Below are 21,978 nucleotides of genomic sequence, written 5' to 3' on the forward strand. Positions count from 1 at the left end.
AGAATTAGATTGTAAATCACAGAGCCCCATTCACATGAGACAGGAAACTCGGTTCCGCCCGCCGCTCTATTGGCAGTCACAACTGCTCCTCCTGATTGTAGTGCCTGTTTGTTGCATATGGATATTCTTTCAGACGGTGGAAGCCTGGGAACGTCGCGATCCAGTCCTGGTGCAAACCGCAGGAATCTGCATATTTTTTGGTCTCGCGGTTTGGATTGCACGTGCAGGAACGGTCCCGGCCATTTTCACCGGCGTTCTGGTTACAGCATGCCTGTACCTGCGCTTTCCTGGCCGGGAAACCGCGCTCTGGTGTCTGGTGGCAATGCTGACGCTGACGCTGGCAGCAACGCGATTCGGACGCAAACACAAGGAAAAGCTGGGAGTAGCGGAGAGGCCTTCCGGACGCTCGGCAGCGCAGGTAGCAGCAAACCTGGGCGTGGCCGCGCTGGCCTGTCTTCCTGCCCATGCGCCGTGGGTGGCGGCGGCTGGTGTTTGCGCCGCGTTGAGTGAAAGCACTGCCGACACCTTGTCTTCTGAGCTTGGGCAAGTCTTCGGAGGTAGACCACGCCTGATGACCACCTTCCGTCCAGTTGCCACCGGGACCGATGGCGGAATCACCCTTGCTGGAACTGCCTGCGGGTGCCTGGGCGCGGCCACCATTGCAGCTGTCTCAGCGTGGACTTTTCATTTCAATCTGAAATCCGGAATCAATGTTTTCTCCTGCGGCGCGCTGGGCCTGTTTTTAGACAGCCTTCTGGGAGCGACGCTGGAAAGACGCGGCCTGTTGAACAATGATGCGGTCAATTTTCTCTCGACTCTGGCTTCGGCCCTGTGTGCGGAACGGATAGCGGGGTTGCTTGGAAGGTAAGAACAATTTCTCAATTTCTAGCTTTATGGCCACTTTTTTGTGCAGAGGTGCATCATCACGCATAAATTTGGTGGTGGTGGTGATGAACCATGAGCTCACCCAATCGTTTAGGAAAAGTTCCATGCTTGTTTCCCGTGTTTCTGCTGTTGGGGATGACTTCGTGTGGCAATCCGTCCTATCAAAATGCGCCCCCTCAGGGGCATATCCAGAATGTTTTCATCATTATGATGGAAAACCACAACTGGACTGGCGCAGGCGCCAATAGCATCGAGAACAACCCAAATGCTCCCTACATCAACCAAGTCCTGATTCCTATGGGGGCGCATCCGAGCAACTATAACAATCCTCCTCATATGCACCCCAGCCTGCCGAATTATCTTTGGCTGGAAGCCGGAACCAATTTTGGCATTCTTACGGACGGGCCAGCAGTGGCTGGTCTGAGTCAAACGACCACCCTGCACCTGGTTACCCTTCTGAAAAATGCCGGGATTTCCTGGAAGGCCTATGACGAAGCCGCGGATGGGAAGACTTGCCCCCTTACACACTGGCATACGCCCTTTGTTTTCTTCGACGACGTTACCGACAACATGAATCCGCAATCCTCTTATTGCATTTCCCACATCCGGCCACTGAGCGAACTCACGGATGATCTAAAAAGCGACAGCACCGCTCGTTACAACTTCATTGTGCCGAATGACTGTCATAGCATGCACAGTCCCTGCAATGGAGGAAACCAGATTGCCCAGGGAGACGAGTGGCTGAGCGAAATTGTTCCCCAGATCCTGGGGTCCAGCGCTTACAAAAACGGCGTGCTTTTCATTGTGTGGGACGAAGCAAAAAAAGGAGATGGGCCGATTCCTATGCTGGTGCTCTCACCTTTTGCCAAGACCGGCGGATATACAAACCTTACGTATTACAATCACGGATCCACTTTGCGAACTGTGGAAGAAATTTTTGGAGTGCAGCCCTTGCTGAGAGACGCAGCCAAAGAAACGGACCTGAGCGATTTCTTCAACCAATTTCCGTGATTCGCTGCTGGTGGCGCCGAGTTCCTACTCTTTCTCTTTGAGTCAAGCGAGGAATACTGGAGCACCGGGCGGGAATTGAACCCGCGAATACTGGTTTTGCAGACCAGCGCGTTAGCCACTTCGCCACCGGTGCCCATTTTCCGCCGCAGTCTCCCGCGGCGGAGGCTGACCTAAGTTTACTGCGGCTGTGAAGCGACGCGCAGATAAGGCTTCACCGTCCTGTATCCCGGGAAGAGCTTATTTGCTTCTTCATTGGAAACGGCACCGCTGATGATGATGTCCTCGCCCTGCTTCCAGTTGGCCGGGGTAGAGACCTTGTGTCTGGTGGTGAGCTGGAGAGCATCAATCACGCGCAGAATCTCATCAAAATTGCGGCCCGTGGCCATCGGATAGGAAAGGGTCAGCTTGATGCGCTTATCCGGACCGATCACAAAAACAGTACGGACAGGAGCATTATCGGCAGGCGTACGTCCGGCCGCTGTGTCTCCGGCTGAGGCCGGCAGCATGTCATACAGCTTGGCAATTTTCAGCTCCGGGTCTCCAACCAGAGGATATTTCACCGGATGGCCGCCTACGTCCTCAATGTCCTTTGCCCATTTCTTGTGGTCTTCCACAGAATCCACGCTCAGGCCCAGAACTTTTACACCGCGCCGAGCAAACTCATCCTGAAGGCTGGCCACTGCTCCCAATTCGGTAGTGCAGACAGGGGTGAAATCCTTTGGGTGTGAAAAGAAGATGACCCAGCTGTCTCCAATCCACTCATGAAAGCGGATGGTGCCCTCAGTGGTTTCGGCTGTGAAGTCCGGCGCAATATCGTTAATACGGAGTGACATACGATTCTCCCAATCTTTGTCTAAAAATAGAAAACCCACCCGGCAGGTCGCTGCGGGTGGGTATCTGAGCTTGGTTTTTCCGGCTTAGCTCCAGCAATACACCCGCACGGTGCGGCAGCAACAGCAGCAGCAGAGACACATGCAGGTTGGAGCAAGATGTTCCATTACTGAGTTAGACTATAAGCGCATACTCCGCATTGTGTCAAATCTCCCTCTGGCCGGGGTGACGTCAAGCTGCTTGTGTAAATACGCGGAGGGTGCGGTTTTTCCATTCCAGATTGAATCTCTGGAAGATGGAGTAGATGATTCGGTCCACGGACTGCACGTTGACGAAGCAAACCATGGGCCTGGTTCTTCGACGCACTTCGACGAAGCAGCGTTCAATGATGTTGGTGGTGCGCAGCTTGCGCCACAGGTGCTTGGGAAAATGGTAGAAGACCAGCAGGTCGGGCAGATCGCGTTCCAGTTGCCGCACCATGGTGGGATATTCCCGGCGCCAGCGGCGGCTGAAGGCGCGCGCGGCAGCCTCGGCCTGACGGCGGCTATCGGCCAGATAGATGGCCTGGGCATCCAGCTTGACGGCATCATGGTCGCGCTTGCGCACCTTGTCGAGGATATTGCGCATCTTGTGCACCCAGCAGCGTTGATGGGCTACGCGGGGATAGACGGTCTGGATGGCGGCAGCCAATCCGGGGCAGCCGTCGGTGACGATCAGCAGCAGCTTGTCGCCCTTCAGACCGCGCCGGTAGAGATCCTCAAGCAACGCCTCCCAGTGAGCCTGACCCTCACCCTGGGTGCGCAGAAAGCCGAGCAGTTGCCGGGTGCCGTCCCGGCGCACGCCGTAGGCCACCAGCATCTGCACATGCTGCCGTCCCGCCGGCCGGCGCACCTTCAACGCCACGCCATCCAGAAACAGGTAAGCCCATTCGTCCTGCAGGGCGGCTCGATGAAACTCCCGCACCGCCTGATCCAGATCACGCGTCAGCCGCGAGACGGTCTGGGCACTGATCGTCTCGCCCGTCAAAGTGGCCACCAGCCGACCCACCTGGCGGGTAGAGATGCCGCGCAGAAACGCCTCCCGGATGAGTATGGCCAGCTCCGGCGCCCGGCGTTGGAACTTCTCCATCGCCCGGGGAAGAAAGCTCTTGCCGCGGGCCCGCGCCACGCGCAGCCGGATGGTGCCGAAGCGGGTCACAAAATCCCTCTCGTAATAGCCGTTACGGTACTGTCCCGGCTTGCGCGTTCCCCGTTCGTAGCTGTCCCAAACTGCATACTGATCGCGCAACCGCTCCGATTCCGCTTCCAGAAATCGCTTCCAGGCCACCTGCGTCTTCTGCTCCAGGTCGCCCCAGAAGCTCTCCTTCAGGTTGGTCAAGAAGTGCTGAAAATGCTCGGTGATCGATACAATCTTCGCCATGGGTGTAAGGCTCCTTTTCAAGTTCGGCTTTAGCTCGTCAGGCCAAAGCCACCTTACACCCTCCTGCCTTTTACACAATCGAAGTTACGTCACCTCTGGCCGGGCAGCTTATCAGGGTTTGCGACTAAAAAAATGTTCGTAATTTTGCCCGATTCATCCATATCCAGGGTGATTACATCCGCCAGAGACCCATTTCTGTAAATTAAAGCGCCAGGTTCTCCGTTGACCTGGACCATTCGCGCGGAAAAATTGTCCAACTCATGCTTTCAGTCAGTCCTGCCAGTCCTCCACCCACAACGATGTAGAAACCCATATCTGATTTCCTCCACGGTCAGGACGAAGCAGACGCAGGATTTGTGACAAGGGATTTCGGGGACAGGCTTCCACAGACGCACTCGCAACTGCTCCCGTCCGGACTGAAGTGCGGACAGAAGAATGATCAGAATTGCGTCGAGGCCACAGCAGTCCTATAGCTGAATGTTGACCAGGCCGGCGGTGCTGCCAGGGGCGGCTGGACGCTGGGGAGAGCGCCAGTGATCAATATAGGAAACCTGATGGACGCAACTGATCGTGCAGTGCGGAGCACAGCTCTTTTCGGTAAAAAACTCCCGGCGAAGGTCATCCTTTGTGTATTCGGCCAGTGGTTTCCCGGGATATCCGCGTTGCTGGGAGCAGTAGTGGACCAGGCCGTTCTCACAGATGTAAAGGTAACGTGCGCCGGCGCGGCAACGCCAGTCATTGGGCTGCCCGTTGGCGATGGCTTCCTGAAACTGATTGAAGCGGGAATAGTTCTTCTTTTTCCAGCTCCGCATCTCGTTCCAGACGGCACGCTCCTCCCCTCCTAGAGGTTTAAGCTGGCCTTCGCCATCATGAATAATTCCGATGGTCGAGGTAAAGCCGAGTTCGAGAGCGCGTCTGCCGATAATGAGGGCGTCCTGCGGGTTCTTGATACCTCCTCCCACGACAGAATTGATATTGACGTGAAAGTCGGCGTATTCAGAAAGCCATTGCAGCTTTTTGTCCAGCACCTTAAGGCTCTTCTTGGAGATTTCATCCGGCTGCACATTGTCGATGGAAATCTGAAGATGGTCGAGTCCTGCCCGATTGAGACGCTGAATGCGCTCCGGCACAAGCAGATAGCCATTCGTGATCATTCCGGCCAGGCTGCCATGATGACGGATACGGGCAATAATCTGGTCCAGGTCCGGATGCAGCAGGGGCTCTCCCCCCGAGATGGTGATGATGCTCGTACCGAGCCGGGCGAGATGGTCGATGCGGCGCAGCATTTCATCGACCGGCACAGGCTTGGAGACCTCGTCATATTCATTGCAGTAAGCGCAGGAAAGGTTACAGCGGCGCATGGGCACAATCTGTGCCATCACCGGATGCCGTGTGGAAAGCAAGGCATGACCGACAATGGCAAGCTCTCTTACCCGGCGACGGGTCGCTTTCATGCGATAACTCAATCTCTTTTGACGGGCTGCTGGCATGTGCTTTTCTTATTGAAACACAGAGAGATAGCACAAGGCGAACCGGCTGGGTGGAAATGCCCTCGCCCCGGAGCGAATGGAGACCGATGCGGGTTGAATGGGTATGCTCAAGAACTTAATTCATTTCTTGGCCTAGCTGGTCCAGCCTTTCTGTAAGCTGCTCCAGTTGCTTTTGCATCTGCTGAAACTCCTTCGACTGGACCTGCTTCTGGACCTCATCAGAGAGCTTTGACAAGTCCTGACGACGGGCAAGGAGTTCGGCCTCTGCCTTGGAGGCGGCCTCGGCTGCACTGCGGGTTTCACGGGACATCTGGTCCCAGGGAACAGCAGCAAAATCGCTTTCGAGTTGTGCCCGCAACTGCCCCGGATCCGGGAACATACAGGGTGGATTGACCTCGCCCTTCTTTTTCGCCTCGCCAGCCTGCATCGTCAGCTTCTGCTCTTTTTTGTCTCGCATGACAGTGAGCTGGACCTGCTTACCGCGATTATTGTGCAGGCTGCGAAACCAGTCAGCACGAGAGGCAACTCGCTCGTTGTTCACCTTTGTGATGACATCGCCGGCCTTCAATCCCGCGGCTGCAGCCGGACTATTATCATCCACGCTTTTGACCAAAAGACCGGTTCCATCCGTCACCCCGAAATAATTGGCCAACTGCGTGCTGATAACATCCACGTCAGCGCCAACATACAAACTATTTCCAGTAAAAATGCCGAAGAACCCATTTCCGAAGCCATGCGAAGTAGACGGGGCCAGAAAGCCATCAGGAAGCGGCGTCTGTTCCGGATCGGGAACGGAGAAGTGCTTGGACCATGCCTCCGCCTCCACTTTTGAGCGGTCGGCCAGTTCTACGGAGACCTCTTTCTGCTGGCCATCCCGAAACACAAGAAAATGCACTGTACGGCCGGCCGGCGTCTCACGCAGCATACGCTTTAATTGCTCGGCACCCTCAATCCGCTGGCCATTCATCTCCAGAATCACGTCGTGAGGCTTCAGACCGGCCTTGCTGGCGGGGCCGTCGTGGTCCAGGGTAGCAATCTCAGCACCGTGTGGATCTTTCAGATGCAAAGCAGCCGCGCGGTCATTGTCAATTTCATGCAGCTCAACGCCCAGATATCCCTGCGAACTGTGCGCCAGATAAGCCGCCGTATCACTGACTACGCTGACGGGTTGCGCAAGACCCCAGTTTGTTTGCAAAACAAGCCCCGCCCCACCTGCCACGAGAATCGTCCAACCCAGCCTCAAAACCTGTTTCATCGGAACCGCCTCTTGTTCTTTTTACTTACTGGTATGTAAGACTTTTCGGCTGTGGAAAAGTCACCTCCAGCATCGCACAGAAAAATGAAATTTTGGAAGATTTGAAGCAAATTCGGGGCCTGCTCAAGGCCGGACATGAGCAAAAGCTGATGGGTGCCAGGTAGACGGGTGGATTGCCGGAGACATCCAAAGACGGCATGAGCTTCGATCTGTCTCCCTACGTCAACTGGAGCCTGCTTCTGCTACGTTTCATGGTCGGGATGGTCTTTCTAGCCAGTGGTTTTCTGCATCTGAAGGCACCCGAAGAGCGTGCCAGGAGTATTGGAATGAGCAAAGGGTTTACCGTCTTTCTGGGTGCAGCTGAGCTTTTGGGCGGCGCAGCCGTCATCGCAGGTGTTCTGACGCAGTGGGCGGCCATCGGCCTGAATCTGGTTCTGCTCGGGGCAATTTATATGAAAGTCGTGAAGTGGAAAACCGGATTCTGGGGAGAAAAGTCTTCGGGATGGCACTATGATCTGATGTTCTTTGTCATGAATCTGGTGATTCTGTGCACCAATGGGGGCACCATATCGCTGATGCACGGACGATAAATGGAATATCGGGAGTATCCAACAAAAAAGAAAGCGGGAATGGAAGTATCAAAGCTCGGGCCAAGCTTCCGATACAATCAGCGCATGAAGTCTGGGGAGCTTGCGGAGCGTCTGGGTGCAGCCTGCCATGGCAACGCGGATCTTGAGCTGACCGGAGTTGCAGCCATTGAGAATGCCGGTCCTGGAGATGTAACGTTTGTTGCGAATCCACGATATACGGCCTTGGCCAGGAACACGAGAGCGGGGGCGGTCCTGGTGGCGCCAGACTTTCCGGAAATTCAAGCCACAACACTGCGCATTGAGAATCCTTATTTGGCCTGGGCACGTGTTCTTGAGATGTTTCACCCCGCACCCAAATATCCTCCCGGGATTCATCCCACCGCTGTGATTGCTGCTTCTGCGCAAATCGGCGAAGGGGCCTCGATTGGGCCCTACGCCGTGATCGGAGACAACTGCGTCATCGGAAAACGCGCCACACTGCTTCCTCACGTGGTGATTTATCCAAATGTGCGAATCGGGGACGATTTCCTTGCCCATGCTCACTCGGTCGTGCGTGAAGGATGCGTGCTGGGAGACCGTGTGGTGCTGCAAAATGGCGTGATCGTGGGAGGCGACGGTTTCGGCTTTGCCAAAGACCAGGCGGGACACTGGCAGAAGATTGTCCAGCCCGGACCAGTAGTACTGGAAGATGATGTTGAAATCCAGTCTAATTCGTGCATTGACCGCGCCAGCGTGGGAGAAACACGCATTGCAAGAGGGGCAAAAATCGACAACCTGGTACAGGTGGGGCACAGTTCTACTGTGGGCGAGGACACTCTGCTATGCGCACAGGTTGGGTTGGCCGGTTCCACGCATATCGGTAAAAGCGCCATTCTGGCCGGTCAGGTAGGGGTGGCGGGGCATTGCCATCTTGGCGACCGGGTGATTGTGACGGCACAGTCCGGTATTGGCGGAGACGTTGAGGAAGGAAAGGTGGTCAGCGGATCACCTGCGTATGACAATAAGCAGTGGCTTCGGGTTTCAGCCTTGATGCCGAGGCTGCCGGAGATTCTTAAACGGCTGGAGCGTGCCGTGAAAAAAACAGCCGAATAAGAAGGCTCCTATAGTTCTATAGAACGGAAGAAAACGGTGAGGGAACGCTGGAAAGATTGCAGCTTTCCACGCGAGAACCGCATCCCACCTAACAATGCCACCAGAAGAGACAGAGATCAAAGAGGTTGGCGTGCAGACGCCGACTGAAACTCCCGTCCGCGTGCTGCTGCTGGACGATCAGGAGGAAAACCTCCTGCTGCGCTCCACAATTCTGCGCAAGTACGGATATATGACCCAGACTGCTTCCACAATTGAAGAAGCGGAATCCTTGCTGGACACGATTGATATTGCAGTGCTGGACTATCATCTGGGGGCGGGAAAATTCGGCACATCCGTAGCAGCAGTCCTGCGAGAACGCCATCCGGAGGTCCCGATTATTATCCTTTCAGCAACACTGGAAAGGCGCTTTGGTGGTCCGGAGGACATGCACCTGCTGAAAGGACACAGCTCTATCGATGACCTAGTAGCCGCGCTCCGCACTTTCGAAGCAAAAATGCGCGGGAAACCGGTTGTGGTGGATGCGCGAGAGTTTTTCTATTCCCGCATCAACATGGCCATGGGCGATGATGTGGTCTTGGAGGTCCTGGACGCAAACGGCATCTGGCAGTATGTGAATGAAACCTGCGCACGCCTGCTGGAGCATCCGCGTGAATGGTTTCCAGGACGCAACATGTTTGAAGAAATGCCCGATCTGGCCTCCGACTGGCGAGAGATCCTCCGCACGGTAGCAGAGGCACGCGAAACCTATATTGACCGTACGTATCGCGGGCTGCTGAACCTTCCGCGCAAGGGTGAGGAATGGGTCTGGAATGTAGTCGCGTTTCCCCTGACTCTGCATTCGGGCAAAACCGGAGTTGTGCTAACTGCGCGGATCCTGGAGCGGAAGACTACGTTATAAGGAACAGCGCCAGACCCCCCTTTTAGGCCTGGGATATTCAGACGAACGTGTTGCAAAATCCACATCTCTTCAAGATGTAGGGCACCCGTTATACGCTGTAATTTGCGACAACTTTGATTATCTGTCCCCTTGAATCGAATTCCATGTACTCCCCGGTTTCTGTTCCCTTTTGATTGGCGTCATCGAGGATGATGGAAGACGGTCCCCGCATTCCATCTACCAACTCAAACTTCAGGTTTGGATATGCTTCATTTCTCCAGTTGCCTGAGGATCGCGTTTTATCAGAGATTCTCCGAACCAGCAGAAGTATTTACTATAAGACGGTGTGAAAATGCGCATGAACAGTTGGATCTCTTGGACACGGCGGACAGCAGCCACCCTCTTCCTGGTTCTTATCGCTTGTTTCATAGCGGGATGTCGTTCCCCCTATATAACGGCCACGATTACAAACCAAAGTGGTGGCCCACTTTCTCTCATTGAAGTGGATTACCCCAGTGCGAGCTTCGGTGTCGGCTCGCTGGCTCCGGGGGCGCAATACCACTATCGCTTTAAGATTCTGGGGAGTGGTCCGGTCAAAATCCAATTTACGGACGCATCGGGAAAAGAACATGCTTTCTCAGGACCAGCGTTGAGGGAGAGACAGGAAGGCAATCTGGCAATTACTGTCGAAAAGAATGCAGAGGTCTCGTGGGGGCTCAAACTCACCGCATCCAAATAAACATGCAAACTTTTAACCTAGATCCAGTACTGCTTGCCAAAGCTTCCGCCCCTGGCGAAAAACCCTATCCTCCTGTAACTCCAGACCCTGATCCGAAGCCAAGGCCCGATCCAGAGCCAGAACCAGGATTTGGACCGGACGTTGTCCCTGTGAAAGAGCCTGAGCCGGAAGATGTACCAGACGTAACGCCACCCTCACCAGAACCTTTACACGCGCTGCGTTACACCAACGAGGTTATTGCAGCAGACTGAGCTTCCACCGGATGCAAGGCGCGGCCGCCCGCACCTACCCAGGAGCGGGTCCACTGGCGGGCGACGATTCGCATCATGGCGAACACGAGAAACGCGATTCCGATATAGAGAAGAAACCCTGGCGCATAGGAGCCAAAATGTTGCCTGGACTGTCCCAGCAGGTTGGGGAGGATGGAGCCGCCCAGTGCACCGATTTCGCCAATCATGCCGCCGGCTACAGCAGTCGTCACAGGCCAGCGGAGGGGAACAAGCTGAAAGGTTGCTCCATTTCCTGCTCCAAGCGCCGCAAAGCAAAGCATGAAGAGCAGAGTGGTAACCGTGAGTGAAGGGGACGCTGTCAGTCCCAGCAGTCCGGCAATTGCGATTACAAAAACATAGGTCAAAGTGGTGATTCCGCCCAGGCGGTCTGCAAGCCATCCGCCGACGACGCGCGTCATGCTTCCGGTAAGTGTGGCAAGCACGGTAAGCGATCCAGCCTCTACCTTGGAGACGTGAAACTGCTTGAAGTAAAACGAAGGCAGGAATGTGGCAAGGCCTAGGAACCCACCAAAGGTGATGATGTAAATAAGATTGAAGGCCCAGCCGTCTTTTTCCCAGAGGCAGCTTAAGTGCTCTTTCAGGCTCTGGTGCTCAATGTCTGGAGGCTCTTTTGCAAAAAAGATCATGACCAGAAGCGGGAGCATCATAAAGAGCGCGGCGAACCCATAAACATGCTGCCATCCAAAATGCTGCGCGAGGCGTGGCGCAAATAATGCGGCAACCGCAGTACCACTGTTCCCCGCCCCCGCGATGCCCATCGCAAGACCTTTGTACTTTTTAGGAAACCAGCCCGAACCCAGAGAAAGCGCTACGCCAAAACTTGCTCCGGCAATGCCAAGAAGCACACCCATGGCGAGAACATCGTGGTATGTTTTTACAAAAAGAAAACCATAGAGAAGCGCCAACACGATGGCTGACATCTCTACGATTGCAGCACTTTTTCGCCCGATGTACTGCGAAAGCACACCAAGAGGAAAGCGCATCAGCGCGCCTGCAAAAGTGGGAATGGAAACCATCAGTCCAACCTGGCCCTGCGTGAGGTGAAACTGCTCGGAGATGAATGGTCCCATCGCTCCATTCAGCACCCATACGGCAAAGCTGAAATCGAAATATAGAAATGCAGCAAACAATGTAGGAATATGACCTGATTCACGAAATGCTTTCAGTCCTGCCATGATGTTCCTCCCAAAGACATGTATTGGAATACCTCATCGAAGCTTTTTCGCCGCTGGGCCTGGGGGTCATCGGCGGCCTTCGTTTGGTGCAGACCGCTCCACGCGCACGGCGCATTGTTTAAAGTTTGGTTCCCGTGAAATGGGATCGTAGGCTCCGAGCGTGACCAGATTCGAGTTGGATTCTGCAAAGTGAAAGGGCATGAATACCTGCCCCGGTGCAACAATACCGGTGATTCGCAGTTCGACATTCTTTACGCTGCTACGGCGTGAAATGATGGTGACACGATCGTATGGCTTCAGGCGCAGGCGCGATGCGTCGGCGGGATTCATCTCCAGCCATGCATTGGGGACCATGTTCTGCAGCAGGGCAACCTGGGCCGTTTTTGTGCGAGTGTGCCAGTGTTCCACCGTGCGTCCGGTATTGAGAATGAACGGATATTCTTCGTCAGGCTGTTCAACAAATGGCTCCCAGGGAACGGCATGGAAGCGCGCTTTACCGTCCGGATACTGGAAGACTCCGTCCTGATAGAGACGCGGACCACCCCACTGGATTCCGCCGCGCTCTTCGATCTCTTTCCAGGTGAATTTGCTGTAATCACAAAGTCGACCCTCTGAGACGCGCTGCCATTCCCGGAACGCGTCTTCCGGGCCTTGCCAACCAGGATAGAGTTCATCACGCACGCCCAGACGTTCAGCAAGATCAAGAAAGATGTCAAAGTCCGGCCGCGCTTCGCCCGGGGGCGAAACAAGGCGATTTACTTTGCTGACTCTCCGCTCAGAGTTTGTGAAGGTCCCTTCCTTCTCGCCCCAGATCGCAGCAGGCAATACCAGATGAGCAAATTCAGCGGTGGGCGTAGGATAAAAACCATCCTGCACTACAAGAAAATCAAGACGGCGCATTGCATCTTCAAACAGTCCGTAATTCGGAAAGGAGACGGCAGGGTTGGTTGCGATGATCCACAAGGCCTTGATTTTTCCTGCAACCGCGGCCTCGATCAAATCAGGATAAGCAAGACCCCTCGCTGCAGGAATGCGGTCCACAGGGATGTTCCAGATGCGCGCAAGCTCTTCGCGGTCTGCAGGATTTTCAAATTTGCGATATCCAGGCAATCCTGAAGTAAAGCCGCTTTCCCGAGTGCCCATCGCATTGCACTGTCCTGTAATAGAAAAGGGAGCGGCCCCAATGCGGCCGATGTTCCCCGTCATTAAAGCAAGATTATTGATGGCGGCAACCGTGACCGCGCCCTGCGTCGAGTGGTTGACCCCCATCGTCCATCCGATCCATGCTGCTTTTGCGCGTCCATAAAGGCGCGCCACGCGAAGGATGGTTTCCTGGTCCAAGCCAGTGATTGAAGCCACGCGCTCTGGGGTGTATTCCTGCACATGTGCCGAGAAGGCCTCATATCCTGAAGTGTGCTGCGCGATGTAGTTTTCATCCACCATACCTTCACGGATGAGGACATGCGCGATGCCATTGAGCAAAGCGATGTCACTCCGGGGCTTGATGGGCAGATGGATGTCGGCCATCATCGCAGTCTTGGTTACGCGCGGGTCCACGACAATGAGGGTGCGCTGATGGTTGCGGTCCAGGCGCTGGCAAAGCAGCGGATGATTGTCGGCAATGTTGGCGCCAATGAGAAAAATAACATCGGCGTGCTCCAAATCCGCATAAGCTCCGGGCGGCCCATCGCTACCGAAGGAAAGCTTGTATCCGCTGACTGCGCTGGCCATGCAAAGCGTAGTGTTGCCATCATAGTTCGGGGTCCGGAAGCCAAGCTGCACGAGCTTACCCAGGGTATAAAACTCCTCGGTAACAAGCTGACCGGTGCTGATGACGGCAAAGGCCCCCGGTCCATACTTCTCCTGGACAGAGCGCACACGCCGAACCATGGTACTCAGCGCCTCATCCCAGCTGATGCGGGCCATGGCGCCTTTTTTGCGCAACAGCGGATAGCGCGCGCGGCCTGGGGCGGTGAGGATATGATGCTCACTCAGTCCTTTGGGACATAGCTTTCCGGAATTTACGGGGTGTTCCGGATTTCCTCGCACTGCAACGGCTTTGCCCTTGCGAATGCCAACCAGCATCCCACATCCGACCGAGCAGTATCCGCAGGTGGTCTTTATCCAGTGTTCAGCAATTCGAGAGGCCGAGATCATACCGGCTTCTGCATCGTAGCCATAGGCATATTTCCCCCGCAAAGTATCCAGTCCCAACATCTGGCGGAGGCGCGCAATGGTGCTCATTCATGTCCTCCGCGAACAAAAGTAAGGGCCATGTTGAGCGGCACGACAGAAACAAAGAACAGATAACGGGAGAGTAGAACTCCACATACCGCAAAGGCGGAAGCCAGAGCAGCATGATTGCCGGCACACAGCATGGCCAGCCCAACCAGAGCAAAGGACATGAGTAGCAGCGCACGCAGTCTGGGAGTACATAACAAAGCTGCACTCGCCCGCTTTTCAAAGAGGTTGGCGTGATAGAGGCGCAGCAATTTGATTCCCAGGTTCGCAGTCCAGGAAAAACCAGACAGCCACAGCAGACGCGCGTTCCATGGAAGGCCTGTTTGTATCATTAGCGGTGTGCAGGCAAACCCAAGCAGGGCGGCGCTCAAAAGGAAATCCGTCGGAGTATGGACCATGTTCCAAGCTGGTCGCGCCGGCACAAGATAAATGAAAGCGCTGGCCACAATACCGGACAAGCCAGCGATGAGCGCCAACCAGCCAAGGACCACAGGAGCGCCCTGCGGAAATATACGCACCCAGGAAGTCGCGGTGGCGAGCGCAAGTGCTCCGGAAAACAGCCCAAACAGCAACACCTCACGGCTCAGCCAGGAGCGCCGCCACATCTTAAGAGCACGCCACGCATAGGCTGGCCTGCCAAGATGAAAGACCGATATGTTCAGTGCGATACTGGTGGCGAAAAGAAGGATTGTCAGGACACCTTTCCCCGCCGCATGAAATAGCAGAACCCCGAAAAGTGAGCCAACGACCATCTGCATCAGGACGGTCATCAAAACAAGCGAAAGATGGGCATGTTCGGGACGGATACGGTCTGTATCCACGCGCTCCAGGACCACCGAAGTATTTTTGGGCAAGGTAATGCGGGTGGTAGAAAGCGTCTGTCCAGCCGCGGGCATTCCTGGGGATTCGGCGGCGGAGTAGTCGGCCCGCCACTCGGCAATGTTCACGATCTCCACTTCAATGGCACGTTCTGGACAAGCGTTGACACAGGCTGGCTCAAATCCTTCCGCTAGGCGGCCGTAACACATGTCGCACTTGCCTACGACACCCCGTTCAGGATTGAACTGCGGAACACTGTAAGGACAGTTCCAGACGCAATACTGACAGCCGATGCACGCTTCAGCCGAATGCAGGACAATGCCGGTGAGCGGATCTTTGGTATATGCATTGACGGGACATCCGCGCAGACAATCAGGATCGAGACAGTGGTTACAACCCATCGAGAGATAGTGCCGTCTGGTATGCGGCCATTCACCTCCCTCAATTTCACCAATGCGCCGCCAATGAATTGTGGCCGGATTGCCGTTCTGCTCGTTACAGGCGACTTCACAGGAACGGCAACCGATGCACTTTGTCATGTCGAAGTGAAAGCGGTATTGCTCACCGGCGCGCGGGAAGCGATCAGGTATCAGAGGAGCGCTTTGTGTCGCTGCGTCCGCATCCCCGGTCGTCACGCGTACAAAGCTGTCGCTGGTTCCAATGCGCTCATGTAGCGGCAAAGACACGTATCGGTTCCCTCTTGTTTGAAAGGTCTGATGGTTGCAACTTTTTGTGAACGGCAAGCGGCCAGTGTTTCCGCTAATACACGTCCCGGTGATAGCGATGGTCTTCTTTCAACTGCCGGACATATTCTTTCGCGCCTTCCTGGTCCAGGTTTCCATGCCTGGCGACGATGGCGTGCAAAGCTGCATCCACGTCCTTGGCCATACGCGAAGCATCCCCACAGACATAGAGACTTGCACCATCCTGAAGCCAGGACCAAAACAGTGGCGCGTTCTCCATCATCCTGTCCTGTACATAGACTTTGTGCTCCTGGTCCCGCGAGAAGGCCGTATCGAGACGGGTGAGATGGCCATCGGCCGCCATGCTTTCCAATTCTTCGCGGTACAGAAAATCATTGGCTGCATTCCGCTCTCCAAAGAAGAGCCAATTTCGGCCCTTCGCGCCTCGCGCACGGCGTTCGTGCAGAAAGGCACGGAAGGGTGCAATCCCTGTACCAGGGCCAATCATGATGACCGGGGTATCCGGATCTTCCGGAAGGCGAAACTTCTTATTGGGCTGGATGTAAATCGGCAGCCTTTCGCCGACCGGGACCCGATCTGCAACGAGAGTAGAGCATACGCCGCCGCGCTCGCGGTTCAGGGAACGGTACCGGACCACGGCAATCGTGGTATGTACTTCGCCTGTATGCACGGATGGGCTGGACGAGATCGAATAAAGTCGGGGGGTAAGCCGGGGCAGCATTTCCACCAGCTCTGACGGATGATGGATGACGCCGGGACATTCTTCCAGAATGTCGATCAGTCCACGCTCGTAAACGTATTGCTCCAGATGCGATTGCTGTTCGGGGGCGAGAAGGGCGAGAAGCCGCTTGCACTGGCCCATTTTGGCATAGCGCTCAATCAGCTTGCGGTTTAGACGGGTGATGACCAGGTATTTTTCCAGTGCCTTCTTCAAAGGCATGGCACCGGCTTTGGACAACTCCACCTGCTCTTCTCCGCTGAAGCGCAGTAAGTTAAGGATTTCTTCTACCAGAACGGGATCATTGTGTGGGATGATGCCGCAGGCGTCGCCGGGCTCATATCGAATACCAGACTCGGCAATCGACCAAGTAAGATGCAGCGTGAGTTTTGTCGAACCGTTGCGTGTGAGCGGACGCTTTTCCTTAAGCGGAGCAAGATAAGGATGCTCACGTGTGGCCGCAGCCGATGATACGGGAGCTGCCATGGCAATCGAGGGAGGCAGCACCGGCGAGGCAGGAGGAAGAGAATCAGGCGGCTCTTCTTTGGAGATGGCTTCCAGACGCCGGAACAATTGCTCCTTCCATGCTGCAAAAGGGCCGTCGATTTCGACATCGCACTCGACCCGGTCCAGAATCCGGGTAGCACCGAGAGAAGCCAGCTTGTTGTCAAGATCAATCCCGAATTTACAGAACGTCTCATAGTGGCGGTCTCCAAGGGCGAAGACGGCATACTGCAAATTCTCATATCGAGGAAAGTGCTCGACACAGACCTGCTCATAGAAAAATTGTGCGCTATCCGGGGCCTCTCCCTGGCCATAAGTGCTGGCAATAAAGATGGCGTACCGCTCGGCTGCAAGAGCGGCGGAGGTATAGGCCTCCAGGGATGTCAGAGTTGCATCGAAACCTTTGCTCTTCAGGTCCTTTGTCAGCTTGCGCGCCAGCCCTTCTGCTGTTCCGGTCTGCGAGGCATAAAAGACGGAGATCTTCAGCGGTGCGGGCTTTACTGCAATTTCCTTTGCGGGCGCACTCGAAAACATTCCGGCCAGAAAACCGTTCAGCCATGCGCGCTGTTCTTTTGAAAATGGTGCATCGTCGGGAACAAATGGGACCATCTGTGTCATTCTGGTTTAAACCGCCCTTTCTATACAGAATGATTGGAGTGTTTGAACGTCGTGCCTCCGGGTGAAGGAGAGAAAGGACTCGCCCGGAGTGCGCCGCTCAAGATAGGCTCGAAACAACCGTTCCATCACTGCAGGCAGATCGCTGGCTTTGATGGCCGGAACCAATTCGCGGGCCAGCCCCTGAGTATCATCGGCCCCGCCGCCAATGACTACCTGATATCCTTCCTCGCCCTCGACCCTGGTTCCGAGAAGTCCGATGTCTCCGATATAGTGCTGGGCGCAGGAGTGGGGGCAGCCGGTAACATGCAGATTCACCGGCTGCTCGATGACAAAGCGCTCATCCAGATAATTGGCCAGCTCGACCGCATGGCGTTTGGTATCGGTAGCAGCATAACGACAACCTTGATTTCCTGTGCAGGCCACGGTGCCGCGCAAAACGGTGCCTGCGGAAACCTTCAGCCCTGCTGCATGGATGGCCTCCAGGGCGGCCTCCACATCATTGGTACGAATATTGGGAAGAATCAGGTTCTGCCAGACCGTCAATCGCATCTCTCCGCTGCCGAAGCGGTCTGCAATGTCAGCCAGGGCGCGCATCTGGCCAACAGGCAGCCTGCCCACGGGGACGGAAATGCCGATATAGTGCAGTCCTGGCTGCTTTTGGGGATGAACACCGAGATGACCCGCGCGATCGATTGGCTTACGGGGCAAACATTTTTCCGCCGGAAACCGCAGCAGGGGAAAAGCGAGCAGCTTTTCGGTCTCTTGAAGAAACCGCTCAACGCCCCAGCGGTCTACCAAATACTTGAGCCGGGCCTTCTTACGGTCTGTACGGTCTCCGTTTGCAATGAAAACGCGGACCATGGCCGCGGCCACCGCAACTGTCTGCTCTGGCGTCAGCAGCAGACCACAATCGGCAGCGAATTGTTTGTGCCCGGTGATTCCGCAGAGCAGAGTACGGAAGTAGACGCCGGCCGGAACATCCTTTCCCTCCTCCACCCTGGTAGCGACAAAACCGATGTCATTCGTATCGGCCAGCACACTGAGTGATCCGCCATTATCGAAAGCCACGTTAAACTTGCGCGGGAGACCATAGAGATCGCGCGAGTTGAGAATGTAGAAATGCAAAGCATCGGCCAGCGGACCAACATCGTACAGCTCGTCAGGATCAATCCCGGTGAGAGGCGATGCCGTGATGTTACGGATGTTGTCTGCGCCGGATCCACGGGAGGTCAACCCGAGACTTTGCAGCTTCATGAGCACGCGGACAATATCTTTTGGCTGGAATTCGCGGATCTGAATGTTGCCGCGCGTCGTTATGTCGGCGCGTCCTGAACCCCAATCGGCGGCCATCTCCGCAAGACCACGCATCTGATGGGACCGCAGAATGCAGCCAGGAATCCGCAGACGCAACATGAAGGAGTCCTGCGCTGGAGCAACATAAAACAACCCATGAAATTTAAAGCGGAAGACATCACCCCCGGCAGGGGGCCGGTTCTCGCGGGCGTGTTCGAGAATCTTGTCCCAAATATCGAGGGGATTTTCTTCATATTTCAGCCGTTCTTCCTTGCACAGGTCCGCGATGGGAGTGCCGAACCAAGTTTCTTCCTCGGGCTCGGCGGCCTGGTTTGAGCCACCCGACCCAGGATCGTGTGTCATCAGCCCAGTTGGGGTCTGACCAACATAAGGAAGCTTGCCGCGCTGCATGACTCCCGCAAAAAATCCCTGGAGATAAAACTTCTGCTCCTCTGTAAAATCAACTGCCGGAGAAAACGTCCCTGTTGCCATGACAGAAATCCTTGTTAAGAGATGAATGTGAGTTCGCCAGATGGAACTGCCGTTCAGTGCTCTTCGCGGAGCGTGAGAAATTTTCGAGGATTTTCTGCCATGGCACGGCATGGTGCCAGGCGAGCGCGACTGGTTAGATCATACTTCGGCCGGTCTTCCCAGACAAGCCGAAGCGGGCAGAGAGATGCGCCTTTTTTCATTTTTTCTGGCCACCTCTCTGTTCGATATCGAAGCGATATACCAGCTCTGCGTATCCGTATTGAGCATCATGATTTGCTGGATAAATCTTTTCTATGACCTGTTTTCCCCAGGTGTGCGCATAGTAGAAGTTCAGCGCCACGTTTCTTGTGGTCTGCCAATCAGCGCTGATATCGGCCATGGAAGCAAAGGAGGTGCTGTTGTTGGCTGGCCGTCCTTGAAAGCCAAAGACTTTGTTGTCATACGCGCCGCCCCCCAAATACCAGAGATCTTTGCCTGACGTAAGCTGGAGCCAATGCAGATCAGCACGAAGGGCGAGCTTCCCTACAGGCTTTTCCGCAACCTGGAGGAAGGTGTCTGTATTGTTCATCAGGTTATAGAACGGCATCCGAGCATAAACACGCGGCGTCGGCAATACCTGAAAGAATGTGCCATGCTTCGCATCCGTCGGGTTGTTGTCACCGCTGCCGCGAAACCATCCGGCACGGAGCCAGGGTGAAGAGGCGGCGCGAGTAAACTTATAGCCACCTTCAAGTGCCGCAGCACCGGCTTTGTGGTCCAGCACTCCCCAGCTTCCGTTCTGGATGGCCCCCCAGAAGAGGAAATCAAATTGGCCAGGGCCGAGCGGGACCGCAGCCAGCAGGTCTCCACCATAGGTGCCAATGCGGATATTCCGATGGTCTGCCGAACGGACGGAGAGGGCACGGTTGTCCGTTTTCGTGATGCCAGTCCGGCCATCGTGATAACCCAGCGCGAAGGCGCGCCAGAGCAGATGCTGCTTTGCCGTGGATTGCGTAAAGGCCAGATACTGAACATCAACATTCAGCTCCGGATTGCCGTTCATATTGAATACTCCCTGATCGGCGCGCGCAGCAAAGGCCGTGATGTCCCAATTGCCTGAGCCAAGATGCCCATCCACACCATCAAAACTGCGCTGTGCGGTGGAAAAACCAAAGTTGCCTACCAGCCGCTGTGCTACTCGATTGGTCTGAAGCCAGGCGATGGTTGCATTTTTGGGCTGTATCTCCTGGCCCTCCAGAAATTCGAAGCGTCCAAGACGAAGGTTCCTGTCCGCACCATGAAAGTGATAGCGCAAGTATCCCTGTTTGAAAAATGCAGCAGCGGCGTTGCTGTTATTACTGTTTGAAGCATAGTACGTCGCCCCCAGGCCTAATTGCCCCTGTGCGGTCACAGGAGACACGGCGTGGTCCGGTGCCCAAAGAACAGATGGCTGGGCCAATTCAAGCTGCCAGTCCCAATGCTGGAGATGCTGCGCCATACCAATACGGAGCAGATTTTCCAGATACCCATAAGTCTCGGTCTCTGGTGGAGCAGCAAACCACTGCCATGCGTTGACACGGGCGCGATCGTAGACAGAGACACTGACAGGCAGACCGCTGGCAGGCGCGTTCTGCGCCCGCAGGCATTGCGGAACTGATAGCCATATCGGCAGAACCAGGAGAAAGGTTGTAATTTTCCATCGACTCGTCATATGAGCTTTGCCTCCACGTTTTTGAAATTGTTTTTGATCGATTTCTTCCCATGCTGTCTGGGCCGGGCGTTCTTTTACTTCAGGCCTCTACAGCCTCCGGCTGGGTGGTCGGTATTCGCTCTTCCCCACGCTTTGTCTCCCTGATGCCGCTCATCCAGAGCATGGGCAAGCCTACAAACAATAGGCCGCCAAACAGGTTTCCAAAGGTGACAGGAAGCTGGTTCCACAGCCACCAGTCCCGCAAGGAAACAGGCGCACCCAGCAAAATACCGGCAGGCAGAATGAACATGTTCACAACGGAGTGCTCGTATCCGAGAGCAAAGAAAGTGAAGATGGGCAGCCAGCAGGCGGCGATCTTTCCCAAAGTCGAGCGCGACGTCAGCCCCATGACGACACCCATACAAACCATCCAGTTACAGAGCATGGCCTTGATGACAGAAAGGCCAAGGCCAGCCATGCCGAGCTTTTGATAAGCCAGTGTCTTGGCCTGCGCCGCTGCGATGAGAAGAGTCCCTGCTCCTGCGGCTGGTACATGATGAAACTGGGTAAGGACCATGGCATAAAGCCATGCATAGAGACAGCCGCCGATGAGATTTCCCAGAAAGACCAGGGCCAGATTCACCAGAACACGGGGCAGAGTTACTCCGCCCGCAATCCAGGCAGCGGGCAGCATGGCGAAGCTTCCGGTCACCAGTTCAAGACCGAGGACAACGATCATGGCAAATCCCACAGGGAAAAGAATGGCGCCCAGGATGGGAGGCAGGTTCTGCGCTGTCGCGGTAAAGGCAACCGTCGTGGCAAAACCGAGCAGGGCCCCGGAAAGGAAGCCACGCAACAATAGCTGCCCGACAGACAACCGGGACTTGCTTACAGCATTCGCTAAAAAGGTTTCCGCAACTTCCAACGGCTTGACGTAATCCATAGGACGCTCCTGAGTCTGGGTAGTGATATGCGCATACGCTGGCATGGCCGCGTAAAATGAATCTGCAATTGTTTGGGTTTGCTCAGCGGAGAGCAGGTGGGAAAGCAGCGGACACTGCGTGGTGTCTTGTGAAAAGGTTGCTTTGATAGAGCAATACCATGAGGTGCACTGGAATGCAATCAAGTTCGCACTGCTAAATCCGCAATGAAAAGACTTTTATCGATGCAATAAACAAATTCAATTCCAGAACGCCTTTCTGAAGTTCCATGTCAAGATAGAAATCATCAACCGGCCACAGCGCCGTCTGTGAGCAAGCCCGCAGG

17 protein-coding genes and 1 tRNA gene are annotated in these 21,978 nt (G+C 55.2%); 6 read left to right on the forward strand and 12 right to left on the reverse strand.

Going from position 1 to position 21,978, the window contains the following annotated elements; genetic code table 11:
• Nucleotides 1–34: 34 nt before the first annotated feature.
• Both N655_RS0116050 and N655_RS19490 read left to right on the forward strand, forming a co-directional pair.
• Nucleotides 35–868, forward strand: coding sequence for a DUF92 domain-containing protein (locus N655_RS0116050; RefSeq protein WP_081823760.1), 834 nt, complete (start codon nucleotides 35–37; stop codon nucleotides 866–868).
• Between the two features lie 134 nt (nucleotides 869–1,002).
• Nucleotides 1,003–1,896 (forward strand): alkaline phosphatase family protein, encoded by an 894-nt coding sequence (locus N655_RS19490; protein WP_238324838.1) that lies wholly within the window; start codon nucleotides 1,003–1,005, stop codon nucleotides 1,894–1,896.
• A 57-nt stretch (nucleotides 1,897–1,953) separates the two neighbouring features.
• Here the strand turns inward: N655_RS19490 and N655_RS0116060 are convergent.
• The 5 genes from N655_RS0116060 to N655_RS0116085 form a co-directional block, all read right to left on the reverse strand.
• Nucleotides 1,954–2,029 (reverse strand) — tRNA-Cys (locus N655_RS0116060).
• Nucleotides 2,030–2,072: 43 nt separating this feature from the next.
• Nucleotides 2,073–2,729, reverse strand: a complete 657-nt coding sequence (locus tag N655_RS0116065) for a peroxiredoxin (protein ID WP_026443803.1) — start codon at nucleotides 2,727–2,729, stop codon at nucleotides 2,073–2,075.
• 229 nt (nucleotides 2,730–2,958) lie between these two features.
• Nucleotides 2,959–4,146 (reverse strand): IS256 family transposase, encoded by a 1,188-nt coding sequence (locus N655_RS0116070; RefSeq protein ID WP_026441353.1) that lies wholly within the window; start codon nucleotides 4,144–4,146, stop codon nucleotides 2,959–2,961.
• Nucleotides 4,147–4,613: 467 nt separating this feature from the next.
• A complete protein-coding gene (locus N655_RS0116080) occupies nucleotides 4,614–5,600 on the reverse strand; it encodes a radical SAM protein (protein ID WP_081823762.1) in 987 nt (328 codons plus the stop codon).
• Between the two features lie 151 nt (nucleotides 5,601–5,751).
• On the reverse strand, nucleotides 5,752–6,891 hold the full coding sequence (locus tag N655_RS0116085; RefSeq protein ID WP_026443805.1) for a PDZ domain-containing protein: 1,140 nt from the start codon (nucleotides 6,889–6,891) through the stop codon (nucleotides 5,752–5,754).
• A 197-nt stretch (nucleotides 6,892–7,088) separates the two neighbouring features.
• On the opposite strand from N655_RS0116085, the gene N655_RS20030 reads away from it, so the two are divergent.
• The 4 genes from N655_RS20030 (at nucleotide 7,089) to N655_RS0116105 (ending at nucleotide 10,189) form a co-directional block, all read left to right on the forward strand.
• Nucleotides 7,089–7,481 carry a DoxX family protein gene (locus tag N655_RS20030; protein ID WP_155987630.1) on the forward strand — a complete coding sequence of 131 codons (393 nt, stop codon included), beginning with the start codon at nucleotides 7,089–7,091 and terminating at the stop codon, nucleotides 7,479–7,481.
• Between the two features lie 84 nt (nucleotides 7,482–7,565).
• Nucleotides 7,566–8,573, forward strand: coding sequence for a UDP-3-O-(3-hydroxymyristoyl)glucosamine N-acyltransferase (lpxD, locus tag N655_RS0116095; RefSeq protein WP_026443806.1), 1,008 nt, complete (start codon nucleotides 7,566–7,568; stop codon nucleotides 8,571–8,573).
• 130 nt (nucleotides 8,574–8,703) lie between these two features.
• Nucleotides 8,704–9,471 carry a response regulator gene (locus N655_RS0116100; protein ID WP_238324798.1) on the forward strand — a complete coding sequence of 256 codons (768 nt, stop codon included), beginning with the start codon at nucleotides 8,704–8,706 and terminating at the stop codon, nucleotides 9,469–9,471.
• A 337-nt stretch (nucleotides 9,472–9,808) separates the two neighbouring features.
• Nucleotides 9,809–10,189, forward strand: a complete 381-nt coding sequence (locus N655_RS0116105) for a hypothetical protein (RefSeq protein ID WP_044936183.1) — start codon at nucleotides 9,809–9,811, stop codon at nucleotides 10,187–10,189.
• A gap of 220 nt (nucleotides 10,190–10,409) precedes the next feature.
• Here N655_RS0116105 and N655_RS0116110 read toward each other — a convergent pair whose 3' ends face one another.
• The 7 genes from N655_RS0116110 to N655_RS0116145 all read right to left on the reverse strand — a co-directional run bounded on the left by N655_RS0116110 (nucleotide 10,410) and on the right by N655_RS0116145 (nucleotide 21,655).
• Nucleotides 10,410–11,654, reverse strand: coding sequence for an MFS transporter (locus N655_RS0116110; RefSeq protein WP_026443809.1), 1,245 nt, complete (start codon nucleotides 11,652–11,654; stop codon nucleotides 10,410–10,412).
• A 66-nt stretch (nucleotides 11,655–11,720) separates the two neighbouring features.
• The gene (locus tag N655_RS19505) at nucleotides 11,721–13,898 is read right to left on the reverse strand and encodes a molybdopterin oxidoreductase family protein (protein ID WP_044934915.1); all 2,178 of its coding nucleotides are present in this window, start codon (nucleotides 13,896–13,898) and stop codon (nucleotides 11,721–11,723) included.
• Nucleotides 13,895–15,400 carry a DmsC/YnfH family molybdoenzyme membrane anchor subunit gene (locus N655_RS0116120; RefSeq protein ID WP_026443810.1) on the reverse strand — a complete coding sequence of 502 codons (1,506 nt, stop codon included), beginning with the start codon at nucleotides 15,398–15,400 and terminating at the stop codon, nucleotides 13,895–13,897. Before N655_RS0116120 ends, N655_RS19505 begins: the two co-directional genes overlap by 4 nt.
• A 73-nt stretch (nucleotides 15,401–15,473) precedes the next feature.
• Complete coding sequence (locus N655_RS0116125) at nucleotides 15,474–17,249, reverse strand: sulfite reductase subunit alpha (protein ID WP_238324799.1); 1,776 nt, start codon at nucleotides 17,247–17,249, stop codon at nucleotides 15,474–15,476.
• Between the two features lie 15 nt (nucleotides 17,250–17,264).
• Nucleotides 17,265–19,043: a NirA family protein gene (locus N655_RS0116130; protein ID WP_026443812.1), complete on the reverse strand. Its 1,779-nt coding sequence runs from the start codon at nucleotides 19,041–19,043 to the stop codon at nucleotides 17,265–17,267.
• 196 nt (nucleotides 19,044–19,239) lie between these two features.
• Entirely contained in the window at nucleotides 19,240–20,733 is a 1,494-nt protein-coding gene (locus N655_RS0116140) for an alginate export family protein (protein WP_026443813.1), read from the reverse strand.
• Nucleotides 20,734–20,812: 79 nt separating this feature from the next.
• Nucleotides 20,813–21,655 carry a formate/nitrite transporter family protein gene (locus N655_RS0116145; protein ID WP_026443814.1) on the reverse strand — a complete coding sequence of 281 codons (843 nt, stop codon included), beginning with the start codon at nucleotides 21,653–21,655 and terminating at the stop codon, nucleotides 20,813–20,815.
• Between the last annotated feature and the right edge of the window lie 323 nt (nucleotides 21,656–21,978).

This window comes from Pseudacidobacterium ailaaui, assembly GCF_000688455.1.
GTDB lineage: Bacteria > Acidobacteriota > Terriglobia > Terriglobales > Acidobacteriaceae > Pseudacidobacterium > Pseudacidobacterium ailaaui.

What these genes read in the sequence shown, in the direction of transcription:
- N655_RS0116130 (WP_026443812.1), bottom strand. Translation starts at nt 19,043, where the DNA reads ATGGCAACAGGGACGTTTTCTCCGGCAGTTGATTTTACAGAGGAGCAG.
- N655_RS0116110 (WP_026443809.1), bottom strand. Translation starts at nt 11,654, where the DNA reads ATGGCAGGACTGAAAGCATTTCGTGAATCAGGTCATATTCCTACATTG.
- N655_RS0116050 (WP_081823760.1), top strand. Translation starts at nt 35, where the DNA reads ATGAGACAGGAAACTCGGTTCCGCCCGCCGCTCTATTGGCAGTCACAA.
- N655_RS19505 (WP_044934915.1), bottom strand. Translation starts at nt 13,898, where the DNA reads ATGAGCACCATTGCGCGCCTCCGCCAGATGTTGGGACTGGATACTTTG.
- N655_RS0116080 (WP_081823762.1), bottom strand. Translation starts at nt 5,600, where the DNA reads ATGAAAGCGACCCGTCGCCGGGTAAGAGAGCTTGCCATTGTCGGTCAT.
- N655_RS20030 (WP_155987630.1), top strand. Translation starts at nt 7,089, where the DNA reads ATGAGCTTCGATCTGTCTCCCTACGTCAACTGGAGCCTGCTTCTGCTA.
- N655_RS0116125 (WP_238324799.1), bottom strand. Translation starts at nt 17,249, where the DNA reads ATGGTCCCATTTGTTCCCGACGATGCACCATTTTCAAAAGAACAGCGC.
- N655_RS0116140 (WP_026443813.1), bottom strand. Translation starts at nt 20,733, where the DNA reads ATGACGAGTCGATGGAAAATTACAACCTTTCTCCTGGTTCTGCCGATA.
- N655_RS0116105 (WP_044936183.1), top strand. Translation starts at nt 9,809, where the DNA reads ATGAACAGTTGGATCTCTTGGACACGGCGGACAGCAGCCACCCTCTTC.
- lpxD (WP_026443806.1), top strand. Translation starts at nt 7,566, where the DNA reads ATGAAGTCTGGGGAGCTTGCGGAGCGTCTGGGTGCAGCCTGCCATGGC.
- N655_RS0116085 (WP_026443805.1), bottom strand. Translation starts at nt 6,891, where the DNA reads ATGAAACAGGTTTTGAGGCTGGGTTGGACGATTCTCGTGGCAGGTGGG.
- N655_RS0116065 (WP_026443803.1), bottom strand. Translation starts at nt 2,729, where the DNA reads ATGTCACTCCGTATTAACGATATTGCGCCGGACTTCACAGCCGAAACC.
- N655_RS0116070 (WP_026441353.1), bottom strand. Translation starts at nt 4,146, where the DNA reads ATGGCGAAGATTGTATCGATCACCGAGCATTTTCAGCACTTCTTGACC.
- N655_RS0116145 (WP_026443814.1), bottom strand. Translation starts at nt 21,655, where the DNA reads ATGGATTACGTCAAGCCGTTGGAAGTTGCGGAAACCTTTTTAGCGAAT.